This is a genomic window from Actinoplanes subtropicus, from assembly GCF_000721705.1.
GTDB lineage: Bacteria > Actinomycetota > Actinomycetes > Mycobacteriales > Micromonosporaceae > Actinoplanes > Actinoplanes subtropicus.
Window position 1 is genome coordinate 317,271 of sequence record NZ_JOJL01000001.1, and the last position, 13,807, is coordinate 331,077.

At 72.8% G+C, this 13,807-nt stretch carries 11 protein-coding genes; 8 read left to right on the forward strand and 3 right to left on the reverse strand.

The annotated features are described in order from the left end of the window. Positions 1–95 precede the first annotated feature (95 nt). A complete protein-coding gene (locus IH26_RS61935) occupies positions 96–1,541 on the reverse strand; it encodes a hypothetical protein (protein ID WP_030434246.1) in 1,446 nt (481 codons plus the stop codon). 341 nt (positions 1,542–1,882) lie between these two features. Continuing rightward, positions 1,883–2,638: a glycerophosphodiester phosphodiesterase family protein gene (locus IH26_RS0101485; protein WP_030434247.1), complete on the reverse strand. Its 756-nt coding sequence runs from the start codon at positions 2,636–2,638 to the stop codon at positions 1,883–1,885. A 152-nt stretch (positions 2,639–2,790) separates the two neighbouring features. Here IH26_RS0101485 and IH26_RS0101490 point away from each other — a divergent pair, with 152 nt between their 5' ends. From IH26_RS0101490 to IH26_RS0101525, 8 genes are all read left to right on the forward strand, one after another. After that, complete coding sequence (locus IH26_RS0101490; RefSeq protein ID WP_245664866.1) at positions 2,791–3,570, forward strand: L-type lectin-domain containing protein; 780 nt, start codon at positions 2,791–2,793, stop codon at positions 3,568–3,570. Between the two features lie 83 nt (positions 3,571–3,653). Then, positions 3,654–4,496 (forward strand): glycosyltransferase family 2 protein, encoded by an 843-nt coding sequence (locus IH26_RS0101495; protein ID WP_030434249.1) that lies wholly within the window; start codon positions 3,654–3,656, stop codon positions 4,494–4,496. Then, complete coding sequence (locus IH26_RS0101500) at positions 4,493–5,599, forward strand: glycosyltransferase family 4 protein (protein ID WP_030434250.1); 1,107 nt, start codon at positions 4,493–4,495, stop codon at positions 5,597–5,599. Before IH26_RS0101495 ends, IH26_RS0101500 begins: the two co-directional genes overlap by 4 nt. Further along, positions 5,596–7,407 carry an ArnT family glycosyltransferase gene (locus IH26_RS0101505; RefSeq protein ID WP_051807217.1) on the forward strand — a complete coding sequence of 604 codons (1,812 nt, stop codon included), beginning with the start codon at positions 5,596–5,598 and terminating at the stop codon, positions 7,405–7,407. The genes IH26_RS0101500 and IH26_RS0101505 overlap by 4 nt, the downstream gene beginning before the upstream one ends. Beyond that, positions 7,404–8,171, forward strand: coding sequence for a hypothetical protein (locus IH26_RS0101510; protein WP_030434252.1), 768 nt, complete (start codon positions 7,404–7,406; stop codon positions 8,169–8,171). Before IH26_RS0101505 ends, IH26_RS0101510 begins: the two co-directional genes overlap by 4 nt. Continuing rightward, the gene (locus IH26_RS0101515; RefSeq protein ID WP_030434253.1) at positions 8,165–9,574 is read left to right on the forward strand and encodes a lipopolysaccharide biosynthesis protein; all 1,410 of its coding nucleotides are present in this window, start codon (positions 8,165–8,167) and stop codon (positions 9,572–9,574) included. Before IH26_RS0101510 ends, IH26_RS0101515 begins: the two co-directional genes overlap by 7 nt. Then, positions 9,571–10,803 carry a glycosyltransferase family 4 protein gene (locus IH26_RS0101520; protein WP_030434254.1) on the forward strand — a complete coding sequence of 411 codons (1,233 nt, stop codon included), beginning with the start codon at positions 9,571–9,573 and terminating at the stop codon, positions 10,801–10,803. Before IH26_RS0101515 ends, IH26_RS0101520 begins: the two co-directional genes overlap by 4 nt. Continuing rightward, on the forward strand, positions 10,790–12,046 hold the full coding sequence (locus IH26_RS0101525; protein WP_084598541.1) for a glycosyltransferase: 1,257 nt from the start codon (positions 10,790–10,792) through the stop codon (positions 12,044–12,046). Before IH26_RS0101520 ends, IH26_RS0101525 begins: the two co-directional genes overlap by 14 nt. Positions 12,047–12,128: 82 nt before the next feature. Here IH26_RS0101525 and IH26_RS0101530 read toward each other — a convergent pair whose 3' ends face one another. Beyond that, on the reverse strand, positions 12,129–13,679 hold the full coding sequence (locus tag IH26_RS0101530; RefSeq protein WP_030434256.1) for a glycoside hydrolase 5 family protein: 1,551 nt from the start codon (positions 13,677–13,679) through the stop codon (positions 12,129–12,131). Between the last annotated feature and the right edge of the window lie 128 nt (positions 13,680–13,807).

Below are 13,807 nucleotides of genomic sequence, written 5' to 3' on the forward strand. Positions count from 1 at the left end.
GGTAAGGCTACCCTCACTCATCCGGATCATTCACGCCGCAGGCAACGGGCCGGCCCGCTGCGGCAGCGGACCGGCCCTCGGTTGCCTACGTACCGTTACTCCCAGGTGGTGCCGGGGCGGCGCCGGCGGGTGAAGGCCATCACCGCGAGGCCGGCCAGCATCAGCACCACCGCGCCGCCGAGGAAGGCGACCGTGTTGTTGCCGGTGAGCGCGAGGACGCCGCCGCTCTTCTGCGGGGTGGTGGTCTTCGCCTCGATCTGGTCCTTGGTCGGCGGCTGCTCGCCGGAGTTCACCACGCCGTCGTCCTTGGAGTAGGTGTAGTCGCCGCCGGCGGCCTCGGTGCTCTTGCTCGGCTTCGGCTCCGCGGCCGGCTGGTCATCACTCTGCGTGGTGTCGGTCGAGGTCGTGTCGGATTCCTTCGTACCGGTGGAAGAAGGCTTCTCGGTCTTCTCCGGTGCGGTCGTGGTGGTCTTCCGCGGCGGCGCGAGCTGGGACGTCGTGGGCTTGGTGGTGGTCGGGGTCGCCTTCGGGGTGAAGTCGTCCTTCGTGGTCGGCTGGTTGGAGCCGCTCGTCGTGCCCTTGGTCGGCTTGGTCGTCGGGGGCGTCGTCGCCGGAGCGGTGGTCGGGGCCGTGGTGGGCGGAGTGGTCGCCCCGCCGCCGTTGTTGGTCCCGCCGCCGCCGTTGTTGCCACCACCGGTGTTGTTGCCACCACCGTTGTTGTTGCCACCACCGGTGTTGCCACCACCGGTGTTGCCGCCACCGGTGTTGTTGCCGCCACCGGTGTTGTTGCCGCCACCGCCGGTGTCGCCGCCGCCGTTGTTGCCGCCCGCCCGCACGGTGATCCGCACCGCGTCGATGGCCGGGGTCTCCTGGGCGCGCTCCATCATCGGCACCCGGTGCGAGCCGTCACCGGCCCAGGAGGCGCACTGAGCGGTACCCGTCGTGGGCATGCCCGGCACCTCGATGGTGACCACGTCCGGAGCCGTGCCGCCCTTCTTGTCCTCGGTGGCCGCGAAGAACGCCGGCACCGGCGAGGGGTCGGGGGCTTCCTTGGTGCTCGGCAGCATCCGGCAGGCGGTGTGGAAGTGGCCGCGCTGGATGCCGTTCTGCAGGACCGAGCTCTCCACGTAGTAGCCGCCCGCGCCGGCCCCGAGGAAGCGGTCGCGGATCAGGTTGCGGGTGCTGACCTTGAGGGTGAACGGCGTGTTCACGGTCACCGACTTCGGCGCCGAGGTGATCAGCAGCGACGGGTTGTTCGCCGCCGCGCCGACCTCGCCGAACTCGGTGCTGACGCAGCGGTCGCCCTTCTGGAAGCCGTCGTGGGCCGGGAGGTTGCTGTCCACGCAGTTGTCGGTGAGGATCACCTGGCCGTTGACCACCTTGCCGGCGTCACTGCCCGGGCGCTTGTCGTTGGTGGCGGCGTTGGAGATCGTGGTGAACGCGACGACCGCGCCCAGGGCGGCGATGACCGCACCGACCGCGAGGAGCCGCCGGTGGCCGCCGGATGGTGCGGCAGCGCGGCGATAAGCCGACCTACGCATGAGCGATACCTCTTCTTCGAAGTCTTTCCGGCCCCCACAACCGGCCCTCGAACGGTAAGAGTCGCTCCGCGAAATAGCAATCCAGTCTATGAATTTGATGAATTCTTGTCCCGAACTTAAAGAAAAGATATGCGGGTCGCCGCGAACCCCGAGCATCCTCCGAACGGCCGATGCCCGGGGTTCAACAAGATCGCAAGAAAATTTGCTGACCTGCGTACTTGCATGACGATCTATCTACTGCCCGTGGGGGGACCGGCACGCGTCGTCGCCGCGACAAACGGTAGACCATCATCGCGCGGGAGGACCTGAGAATCGGCTATGAGTGCGATTCGCGCGTCATTTCAGGGCCAGTCGCCGCGCGATTCGTAAACGGCGCGCAGGGCGGGCAGGTCGTCGGTCATCAGGCCGTCCACGCCCAGGTCGAGCAGGCGCCCCATCTCGGCCGGGTCGTCGATCGTCCAGACGTGCACCTGCAGGCCGAGCCGGTGGCAGTGCGCGACGAACCGGCGGTCGACCACGGTGACCCCGGCGTGGCTCACCGGGACCTGGGCGGCCACCACCGAGGGCGGCAGCCGCAGCGGCACGCGGGCCAGCGAGGACAGCCGGAGCAGCGTCACCCAGCGCATGCCGAGCGAGGTGGCGACGTCGGGGCCGGCCAGCGTACGCAGCCGGGCCAGCCGGCCGTCGCTGAACGAGGCGAGCAGCACCCGGTCGGCCGCGCCGGCCCGGCGGATCGTCTCGACGGCCGGGGCCGCGCCGTTGTCCGCCTTGACGTCGATGTTGAAGCGGATCTCGGGCCAGGCGGCCAGGGTCTCGTCGAGCCGGGGGATCGCGGCCGCGCCGCCGACCCGGACCGTGGCGAGGTCGGCCCAGCGCAGGTCGGCGATCCGGCCGGGCCGCCCGGTCAGCCGGGTCAGCGTGTCGTCGTGGAAGACCACCGGCACGCCGTCGGCGGTGGCGTGCACGTCCGTCTCCACGTACCGGAAGCCGAGTTTGACCGCTCGTTCGAAGGCCTCGGCGGTGTTCTCGTCGCCGGTGGCGGCGCCGCCGCGATGGGCGAAGGCCAGCGGCGTGCGCGCGTCGAGATAGCGGAACACGCGGAGATCGTACGGCGCGGAAGATCCGGCGATCTCCGCCCTGAAGTCCAATTTGAGGTAAATAAACGCGACTCGCTAACGCGGCTCAGCGCGCTGTCCTACCTTGAGGCACGTCCAAGTGGGGCAAATCATCCGAAATGGAGCGCAGAACCGTGTTCTCTTCACGTTCCTCGCGTCTGGCGCGCGGCGGCCTGGTCGCTGCCCTCGCCTGCGCGATAACCGCGGGCGTCGCGCCGACCAGAACGTACGCGGCGGGTACCGACAATCTGGTCTACTTCCCGACCTTCGCCGGGGCCTCGACGATGCTCGACCGCAACGGCTCCGCCGACATCATCACCTCTTCCGGCCGCGTCCACCAGCGCATCCTGCGGCTGACGGCGGGCGGGTTCCGGCAGGCCGGCTCGGCCTGGGCCAAGCCCAAGCTGAACCTGACCGGGTCGTTCGAGTCGCAGTTCAAGGTCTACCTGCACCACACCACGCCCGGCGCCGACGGCATCGCTTTCCTGGTGCAGAACGACGGGCCGCGGGCCCTCGGCGGCTGGGGCGGCGGCATCGGCTACCGCGGCATCCGGGACAGCGTGGCGGTCGAGTTCGACACCTTCCAGAACTCCACCGACCCGAGCAGCAACCACCTGGCCGTCGTGCTGCACGGCAACCCGGACGTGCACGCGGCCGTCGGCGAGCCGTCGATCCCGCTGTACGGACGGCCGTTCTGGGCCCGGGTGACCTACGACGCGCCGACCCACGACCTGCGGGTCTACGTCCAGTCGCTGCGGGCCGGCGCCGAGGAGGAACTGGCCCTCGAGACCAAGGTCGACCTGGCCGCCGGGGTCGGCGCGAGCTCGGCCTGGGTGGGCTTCACCGCCGGGACCGGCAATCTCTACTCGAAGCAGGACATCTACTCCTGGATGGTCCAGACGCCCGGCGCCTGACCGCCCTGTTCGCGGCCGGCGCCGCATCTCGGCGGCCCGGCCGCGCTTCCGCCCGCAGCACCACCGAGCCTTGGAGAACATTCATGTCCACGGTCCCCTACGTGAGCCGATCTGCCGGAACGGAGAACCGGTCGGCCGGCCCGGAGACCGAATTGCCGCCGGTGGTCGTCCCATCGGGCGAACCCCTGGTGAGCGTCATCGTCCCCGCCCTCAACGAGGCGCGGAACCTACCGTACGTGCTGGCCCGGCTCCCCGAGGTCGACGAGGTGATCCTGGTCGACGGCGGCTCGACCGACGACACGGTCGGCGTGGCCCGCCGCCTGATGCCCGGCATCCGCGTGGTCACGCAGAACCGCCGGGGCAAGGGCAACGCGCTGGCCTGCGGGTTCGCCGCGGCCACCGGCGACATCCTGGTGATGATCGACGCCGACGGGTCGACCGACCCGAAGGAGATCCCCAGCTTCATCGCGGCGCTGCGCGGCGGCGCCGACTTCGCCAAGGGCTCCCGGTTCCGCGGGTCCGGCGGCAGCGCCGACATCACCCGCCTGCGCCGGGCCGGCAACAAGTGCCTCAGCCTGCTGGTCAACGCGCTCTTCCGCACCCGGTACAGCGACCTCTGCTACGGCTACAACGCCTTCTGGGCCCGGCACCTCGACGTGTTCGGGCTGGACAGCACCACGCCGGTGCCGCCCCGCGGCGACGGGCGGCTGTGGGGCGACGGCTTCGAGATCGAGACCCTGCTCAACCTGCGGGCGGCCCGGGCCGGGCTGCGGATCGTCGAGGTGGCGAGCTTCGAGCAGGCCCGGATCCATGGCGAGAGCAACCTGAACGCGATGACCGACGGCGTACGCGTGCTGCGGACCATCGCCCGGGAATGGCCGCGCCGCAACCGGGCGCGCCGGCGCGTGGCGGAGCGCACCCGGTGAGGATCGGGGTCGTCACCAGCGCGTACCACCCGGACGTCGGCGGGGTGGAGACCCACTGCCGGCGGCTGTGCGCGGCCCTGGTCGCGGCCGGCGACCGGGTCGAGGTGCTCACCCAGCACGCCACCGCGGCCGAGGAGACGGTGGACGGGGTGCTGGTCCGGCGTTTCCCGCTCACCGTCTCGGCCTCGAACTACCGCTTCTCCGCCGCGCTCTGGCCCTGGCTGCGCGCCCACGCCGGCCGGTACGACCTGCTGCACGCCCACAGCTACCACGCGCTCGCGGCGTTGCCGGCCGCGCTCACCAACGAAACCCCGCTGGTGTTCACGCCGCACTACCACGGCACCGGGCACAGCCTGCTGCGCTCGGCCCTGCACCCGATCTACCGCCCGGTGGGCCGCCGGATCGTCGCCCGTGCCAGCCGGCTCATCTGCGTCACCCGAGCGGAGCGTGAGCTGCTGGTCCGGCACTTCCCGGAGGCCGCCGAGCGCACGATCGTCATTCCGAACGGGACCGACCCGATCCGGGTGGTCGAGCCGGTCGCCGAGCCGGGACGCAGCATCCTCTGCGTCGGCCGGCTCGAGCGGTACAAGCGGGTCGACCGGGTCATCCGGGCCATGGTCCACCTGCCCGCCGACCACCGGCTCGACGTGGTCGGCGCCGGCCCGGCCCGGGAGGAGCTGGAGCAGCTGGCCGCCCGGCTCGGCCTGGCCGGGCGGCGGGTGGTGTTCCACGGCCGGCTCGCCGAGGACGCGTTCGCGACCCGGATGGCGGTCGCCGCGGCGGCCGTCTCCGCCTCCGGGCACGAGGCGTTCGGGATGGCGGTGGCCGACGCGCTGACCGCCGGCATCCCGGCCGTGGCGTCGTTCATCCCGGCGCACCGCGAGCTGGCCGTGATGGCCGGCGACGGGGTGCCGCTGTGGCTGGTCAACCCCGACGACGAGGTGGCGCTGGCGGACGCGCTGCGGGTGGCCGCCGCGACCCGGCGGGTCGCCCACGGCAGCAACGCGCTGCCCACCTGGAGCGATGTGGTGCTGTCCACCCGGGAGGTGTACGCGAGCGTCGCGCCCCGGACGAATCTCACCCAGGGAGCCGCCGACCGATGACGTGGACAGCCCCCACGGTCACCCTCACCCTCACCGGCGCGGCCGGCGCGACCGCCCTGGTCGCCGCCGACCGCGCCGCCGAGTGGCAGCGCCCCGGCGCGTTCGCCCTGTTCTGGCTCGGCATGCTGGTCTTCACGCTGCCGGCCGCCTACTGGGCCGTCCGCAGACAGCCCGGCCCCGCGCCGCGTACGGCGGTCCTGGTCGCGTACGGCTGCTTCACCTATCTCCCCAAGCTCCTGCGCAATCCCGCCGGCCCGCTCTACCACGACGAGTACGCGCACTGGCGGCAGAGCCACGAGATCCTCCTCGACGGCCGGCTCTTCGAGGCCAACCCGATCGTCCGGGTGGTCGGCGACTTCCCCGGCCTGCACGCCACGGTCGCCGCCCTCGCGGCGCTCACCGGCGTCTCGGTCTGGCACGCCGCGCTGGCCGTGCTGATCGCCGCGCACGTCCTGGTCGTGCTCGGCGTGGCGGCGCTCGCCGAGCAGCTCTGGCGGGACGGCCGCACGGCGGCGGTGGCGGCCCTGGCGTACGGCCTGAACAGCTCTTTCCTGTTCTTCGACACCCAGTTCGGGTACGAGTCGCTGGCCATCCCGCTGATGATCTGGACGCTGGTCGCGCTGCACCGGGCGATCCGCGGTCCGCAACGGACCGGTTGGATCGCCGGCACGCTGCTGCTGGCCGCCGCGACCGTGGTCACCCATCACCTGACCGCGCTCGGCCTGGTCGCCATCATGCTGATCTTCGCGGCCGCGCTGACCGGCCGGCGCGGCTGCCGGCCGGCCGCCTGGACCGCCTGGCTGCTCACCCTGGCCGTGGCCGGTCTGGTCGCCGGCTGGCTGTGCTGGGTGGCGCCGAAGACGGCCGGCTACCTCGACCCGTACCTCGGCAAGGCGTTGAACCAGATCGCCGGGATTCTCAACGACAGCGGCTCCGGCGGGCGCACGCTCTTCAAGCAGTCGGTCGCGCCCTGGTACGAGCAGAAGGCCGCGTTCGCCGCGCCGGTGCTCGCCCTCGCCGCGACCGCCGCGGCGGCCTGGCGGCTGCGCCGGCACCGCGACCCCGACCCGGTCGACCGCGGCGGCGCCGTCGCCGCGCTGCTGATCGGCCTCTGCTACTTCCCGGCCGCGCTGCTGATCCTCACCCCGTCCGGGGCCGAGGGCGCCCGCCGGACCTGGGCGTTCAGCTACCTCGGCCTGGCCCTGCTGGTGGCGCCGACCGCGGTGGCCCTGCTCGACCGGAAGGCCCGCGCGGCCGGCCCGGCGCTGGCCGCGCTGTTCACGGTGCTGCTGGTCGGCAACACGGCGGCCGGGATGAACCCGTCCTACCGGTTCCCCGGCCCGGCCACCTACGGCTCGGACACCCGCTCGATCACTCCCGAGGTGCGGGCCGCCGCGGACTGGCTGCGCGCCACCCAGGGCCGCGACCTGCGGATCGTCGCCGACCGCTACTCCGGGCTGGTCTTCGGCTCGTACGGCGACCAGTTCCCGGTCACCGGCTCGGTCACCTTCCCCACCTACGACCTGTACCTGACCCAGCCTGGGCGCCCGGTCCCGCCGCCGCTGCTGCACCAGCTCAGCGAGTGGGACTTCGGCTACCTGATCGTGGACCGGCGGATGGCCGAGCAGGCGCCCGAGATCGGCATCTACTTCGAGACCAACGAGCCGATCCCGCACGACGGCCGGCCCGCGTTCACGCTCGGCCAGCTCACCAAGTTCGACCACACGCCGTGGACCATCAAGATCTACGACAGCGGGGACATCGCGATCTATCGCTTCGACTTCTCCACCCTGGGCGGCCCGCAGTGACCACGATCCGGCTGCTCGCCGCCGCCCTCGCCGCGTCCGCCCTGCTCGCCGTCGGCCCGCCCCGGGTGCCCCCGCCCGTCGCCGTGCTCGCGCTGCTCGCCGCCGTGCTCGCCGTCGGCGAGTTGTGGCTGCGGGCACCGGCCCTGAGCCTGGAACCGCCGGCCGGCCGGATCGGGCTCGGCCTGGTCTGCGGGCTGATCAGCCTCCCGCTGATCGCGCTCGCGCTCTACCTCGCCAGGGTGCCGATCCGGGCGCACTCGCTCGCCGCCGGGCTCGCCGCGCTGACGCTGCTGCTCGGCGGGGCGGTGCTGCTGCGGGAGCGGGCCGGCGGGCGCGAGGCCGACCCGCGGTTGCCGTGGACGTTCGGCGCGATCGCCCTTCCCGTACTGGTCGCGCTGGTCGTCGGGGGCACCGCGGTGTGGGCGTACGCCCGGCTGCCGCACCCACCACAGCCGGGCTACACCAGCGTGGCCCTGGACGGCTGGGCGGCCGGCATCGCCGGCCCGGTCGCCATCCCGCGCGGCGGCCTGGACGTGCCGATCCGGGTCAGCAGCGCCGGCGAGCCGGCCATCGTCGCGCCGCTGTCGGTCATCGTCGACACCCTCCGGATCGCGCCGCCGCACCCGGTCCCGATCGCCGCCGACACCGCCGGCTCGATCCACGTGCATGTGCCGACGCCACCGAACGGCTGCCTGCACCGCATCGAGATCAGCCTGGGCGCCGCGAGCACCGTCTTCTACGGCCGCGGGCCGGCGCCGTGCTAGCCCGGGTCGGCCGCGACTCGCTGGCCCGCAACAGCGTCCTGATCATGGCGAGCACGGTCGGCACCAGCGGGCTCGGCTATCTCTACTGGATGGTCGCGGCCCGCGAGCTGCCCCGCCCGGCGATCGGCACCGCGACCGCGCTGATCTCCGCGGCCACCGTGGTCAGCATGGTCGCCAACCTCGGCCTCGGCCACATGTTCATCCAGCGGCTGCCCGGCGCGCCGGCCCGCGACTGGTCCCGGATCGTCAGCGCCGGGCTGCTGCTCGGCTGCGCGGCCACCGCGGCGGCCGCGCTCGCGGCGGTGCTGGTGCTGCCCCGGGCGGCCGCCAACTTCGACTTCCTCGGCCGTCCGGCCGGCGCGCTCGCGCTGGTCGCCACCGCGGTCGCGCTGACCGCGTCGATGCTGCTCGACTACGTCTTCGTCGCGCACCGGGCCAGCCAGGGCATGCTCTGGCGCAACCTGACTCTGGCCGGCGGCAAGGTGCTGACGCTGGCCGGGCTGACCACGGCCGGCCTGGGCTCGGCGGGGGCGGTGGTGCTGGCCTGGACGCTGCCCTCGCTCGTGGTCACCGGGTACACGCTGCGGCGCAGCCTGCCCCGGCTGCGCCCGGGCTGCCGGCTGGCCGGGGCCGGACTCGGCGCCGAGCTGCCGTACGTGCGCGGCTCGCTCACCGGCCACCACCTGGTCAACCTGGCCCAGGCCGGCCCGAGCGCCCTGTTGCCGGTGCTGGTCACCGCCCGGCTCGGGGCGGCCGCGAACGCGCACTTCTACATGGCCTGGATGACCGCCTCGGTGCTGTTCATGGTCTCGCCCGCGGTCGCCTCCGCGTTCTACGCCGAGCGCACCTCGGGCAAGTCGGCGTCGCTGCCGCGGGCCGCGCTGGTGGTGCTCGCCGTGATCGGCGCCCCGGCCACCGGCCTGTTCCTGGCCGGCGGCTGGATCCTCGCCCTGTTCAGCCCGGCCTACGCGGCCGGCGGGGCGGTGCTGCTGAAGACCCTGGTGCTGGCCGCCGTCCCGGACGCGATCACCAACCTGGCCGTCGCGCACTGGCGGTCGCAGGGCGCGCTGCGCCGCTGCCTGCGGCTGAACCTGCTGATGGCGGCCGGCTGCCTGACCCTGACCTGGCTGTGGCTGCCGTCCCTGGGCATCGAGGCCGCCGGGTACGCCTGGCTGGCCGGCCAGGGCGTGGGCGCGCTGGCGGTGGCCGGCCACGCGCTGGTCCGCCGGCTGCGCCCGGGCCGGGTCCCGGCCCGGCCGGCCCCGCTTCCCCGCCAGCCGAAGGCCGCGCGGCCGCTGCTGCACCCGGCCGTCCGGGGCCGGCCGGCCGCGCAGTTCCGCACCCGGACCCGCCGCCCCGCCCCGCACTCCCGCCCCCGTACGCGATCTTGGAGAGCCCCGTGAGGATTCTGCAGCTGGCCAATCTCTACGCGCCCGTCATCGGCGGGCTGGAACGCAGCGTCGCCACCAGCAGCGAGGAGCTGGTGCGCCGCGGGCACGAGGTCACCGTGCTCACCCTGGCCACCCCGCGGGCGCCGGGCGCGGAGACCCGCAACGGGGTGCGCGTGGTCCGGGTTCGCAGCATCGCCAACACCCTGCTGCCCCGGATGAACCAGGACCCGGCCAAGCCCTTCCACCCCACCGCGGCCGACCCGCTGACCACCGTGGACATCCGGACCGAGCTGCGCGCCGGCCGGTACGACGTGGTGCACAGTCACGACTGGCTGATGTACTCGTACCTGCCGCTGCGGCACGGCCGGGACGGGGTGCCGCACGTGCACACCGCGCACGACTTCGGCCTGATGTGCGTCAAGAAGACCTTCTCCTCGGACGGGCGGCACTGCCCGACCGGCCCCCGGCTGAGCCGCTGCCTGCCCTGCGCGACCGGGCAGTACGGCCGCCCGCGCTCGCTCGCCCTGGCCGCGGCGCTGCGCGCGCACCGGCACCGGGGGATCGACGCGCTCACCGCGATCTCGCCGTCGGTGGCCCGGGCGCTCGACGCCGCGCGGTTGCCGGCCGGCCTGCCGGTCCGGGTGGTGTCCAGCCTCGTGCCGGACGGGCTGGACGACCTGGCCCGGGACACGCCCCGGCCGGGGTGGCTGCCGGACCGGCCGTACCTGCTGTTCGTCGGCGCGCTCGGCCCGCACAAGGGAGTGGACGTGCTGTTCACCGCGTACCGCAAGCTCCTGGAAAGCTGGCGTGGCAGCGAGCCGCCGCCGGACCTGGTCTGCATCGGCACGCCCCGGCCCGACACCCCGCCGATCCCGCCCGGCGTGCACGTGCGGCACGACGTGCCGCACCCCGAGGTGATGGCCGCCTGGCACGGCGCGGCGGCCGGCGTGGTGCCGTCCATCATGGAGGCGATGGGCCAGGTGGCGGTCGAGGCGCTGCTCGCCCGCACGCCGCTGATCGCCTCGCGCACCGGCGGCCTGGCCGACATGATCAGCGACGGCGAGAGCGGCCTGCTGGTGCCGCCGGGCGACGCCGCCGCCCTGCACGCCGCCCTCGAACGCCTGCTCACCGAACCAGGGCTGGCCGACCGCCTACGCGCGGCCGGGTATCGGCGCGGGCTCGACTACACCGCGGCTCGCGTGGTCCCGCAGATGGAGGAGATCTACCGTGCCTGCCGCTGACCGCAAACGCGTCCTGGTCGTCGGCTCCGGCTGGCGGTTCACCTCCGGGATCAGCTACTACACCTGCCGGCTCGCCAACGCGCTGACCAGCCGATACGACGTCGGCGTGATCCTCATGCGGCAGCTGCTGCCGACCCGCCTCTACCCCGGGCGGGAGCGGGTCGGCCGCCCGCTCAACAACCTTCGCTACGCCGACGGGGTCGAGGTCTTCGACGGCATCGACTGGTGGGGCCTGCCGAGCCTGACCCGGGCGGTCCGCTTCCTGCGCCGCTTCCGCCCGGACGTGCTGGTGCTGCAGTGGTGGACCGGCGCGGTGCTGCACTCGTACCTGATCCTCTGCGCCGCCGCGCGGATCGCCGGTGTCCCGGTCGTGATCGAGTTCCACGAGGTGCAGGACACCGGCGAGGCCAGGCTGCGGTGGGCCGCCCGCTATGTGCGCGCCTGCATCAAACCTCTGCTGGGCGCCGCGTCCGGCATCGTGGTCCACTCGCGCTTCGATCAAGAGCAACTGCAGCTTGCGTACGGGCTGGGCACCGTCCCGCAGGTCGTGGCCCGGCACGGCCCGTACGACCATCACCAGGACGCCTCCGCGCCGACCGCCCGGGCCGACTCCCGCGAGGTCCTGTTCTTCGGAACGATCCGCCCCTACAAGGGCCTCGAGGACCTGATCGAGGCGTTCGGGCAACTCCCCGAGGACTGGCGCCTGACCGTGGTCGGCGAGACCTGGGAGGGCTGGACACTCCCGGCCGAGCTGATCGCCGCCGCGCCGGCCCGCGACCGCATCACGTTCGTCAACCGCTACGTGACCGACGCCGAGGTGAACGACTTCTTCGCCGCCGCCGACCTGGTCGTGCTGCCGTACCGGCGCAGCTCGGCAAGCGGCCCCCTGCACGTCGCGATGAGCCACGGCCTACCCGTGGTGGTCACCGCGGTGGGCGGCCTGATCGAGGCGGCCGGCGACTACCCCGGGGTACGTTTCGCCCCACCCGCCGACCCGGCCGCCCTGGCCCAGGCGATCCGCCAGGCGACCCCGCTGATCGGCCGCCGCCACCACGACCCATCCTCCTGGGAGCGAACCGTCCTCGCCTACGACGACCTGCTCACCCAGATCGGCATCCACCCGCCGGCGGTCCCTTCGCAGGCCGCGTCGCCAGCTGTGGACAAGCGCGAAAAACTGTCAGACCCCGCTGCTTCACTGGGCCCCACCCAACCGGGCGGGGGCGGTTCGCGGGGCGCCCACTGATCCCGCGGTCTATCCCCGAAAACCCAGAGCCCCACGCGAAACGCCGCCGCCCCCGATCGGAGGAGGCGGCGGCGTCGCCCGATCAAGACCCGATGATCACCACGTCATCGAACCAGACTGTGCCGGTATTGGCGCCCGACTTCAGATGGATCTGCATGCTGGCCGACCCCGCCGGCGCCACCCCATCCACCGTGAGCTTGATCCAGCTCGTCGTACCGGCCGGGAGCGACTTCGAGTTCGTCCCCCCGAGCCACTTGTCGTTGATGTCGAACCAGCTCACCGCGATCTGGGTGGTCCCGGTAGCCGCGTCCCCCTTCGCCCACACCTCGCCGTGCCACTTCTGCCCGGAGTACACCGGCTCGATCGGGGCGACCCGGTACGACGGCGTACCAGCCGAGGTCTTGCCGGTGTTGGAGAGGCTGACCGACCACTTCCCGGAGTGCGCGGCCGAGGTGGTCTTCACGGCCGCCCCCAACTCCGGCATGAACGGGCGCCATGGCGTGAGCCCGACCGCGTTCTCGAAGCCGTTGTCGGTCACCGAGGCCGGCAGCGCCGTACCGGTGAATTCCGCCTTGACCACGGCGGCGGCCGCCTTCGCGACGCCGTTCGTGCGGTACAGGCCGTAGTTGTACTGGGCCGGGAGCTTCGCCACGGCCGAGTCCGGGATGGCGCCGGTGGTGAAGTCGGTCAGCGTCCACGGGGAGACCGACTGGACGCCGGCCAGCTTGGCGGCCTCGAAGACCCGGGCCAGGAACGCGGCCTGGTCGCCCTCGGTGTTCTGCAGCGTGTTCAGGCCGGTCTCGCCGATCACGACCGGGGCCGGGGCGACCGCGGCCTGCGCCTGGCGGATGGTCGCGAGGGCCCGCTCGGAGTTGGTGTAGAAGTGGAAGTCGTAGTAGTCGATCGGCGTCGCGGCGAGCGCCGCCTTGATCTGCGCCATCCCGGTCGCGCCGGCCTCGCCGTCGACCGAGAAGGTCAGCGGCATCGTCGGGAAGGCGGCCCGCATGGCCGGGACGATCTTCTTCGCCCAGGCGACGGCGGCGGTGTCGGTCGGGTCGAACTCGTTCTGCAACTCGACCGAGATCAGCCGCGGGTCGTCCTTGTACGGCTTGAGGAGCGCGGTCGCCCAGGCGGTGCTGCCGGCCACGTCCGAGTAGCCGGACCACCAGTCGAAGAGGGTGAACTTGACGGTCATCCCGTGCGCGTCGGCCAGGTTCACGAAGGTGGCGAGCTTGGCGGCGTAGGTCGCGCTCGGCGTCGGGTAGCCGAAGGTCGTCGGGAAGATGATCGCCCGGACGGTGGTGGCGCCGAGCGCCTGCGCCTTCGCGAAGTCTGCGTCGACCTTGGTGGCGTCGAAGCTGCTCCACATCTTCGACCAGGCGGCCGCCGACGGGTAGTAGTTGATCGCCTTGGCCGTCCTGACCGCGGCCAGGCGGTTGGCCAGGGTCGGGGCCGCGGTGCTCTTCACGGCCGTCTTCGTGGTGGTCTTCGTCGCGGTCTTGGTCGCGGTCTTCGTCGCCGTCTTCGTGGCGGTGACCGTCTTCGTGGTCGCGGCCGCGGGGGTCGCCGGGAGGACGAGGCCGACCATGACCGTCGAGGCGAGGAGTGCGGCGCGGCGGCGGGAAAGCTTCACGGGGGGTCGTGCCTTTCGTCAAGTATCAGTTCGGGAGCGGCCCTCTCATCGGCGGGTGACATCTGGGGTGTTGGAGATTGCTGATTGCATCGACGGTGCCGTTCGGTGGCACGACGGTTGCCCGCCCC

Excerpts from the sequence above, each read along its gene's own strand:
- IH26_RS61935 (WP_030434246.1), bottom strand. The coding sequence starts at position 1,541 with ATGCGTAGGTCGGCTTATCGCCGCGCTGCCGCACCATCCGGCGGCCAC.
- IH26_RS0101495 (WP_030434249.1), top strand. The coding sequence starts at position 3,654 with ATGTCCACGGTCCCCTACGTGAGCCGATCTGCCGGAACGGAGAACCGG.
- IH26_RS0101505 (WP_051807217.1), top strand. The coding sequence starts at position 5,596 with ATGACGTGGACAGCCCCCACGGTCACCCTCACCCTCACCGGCGCGGCC.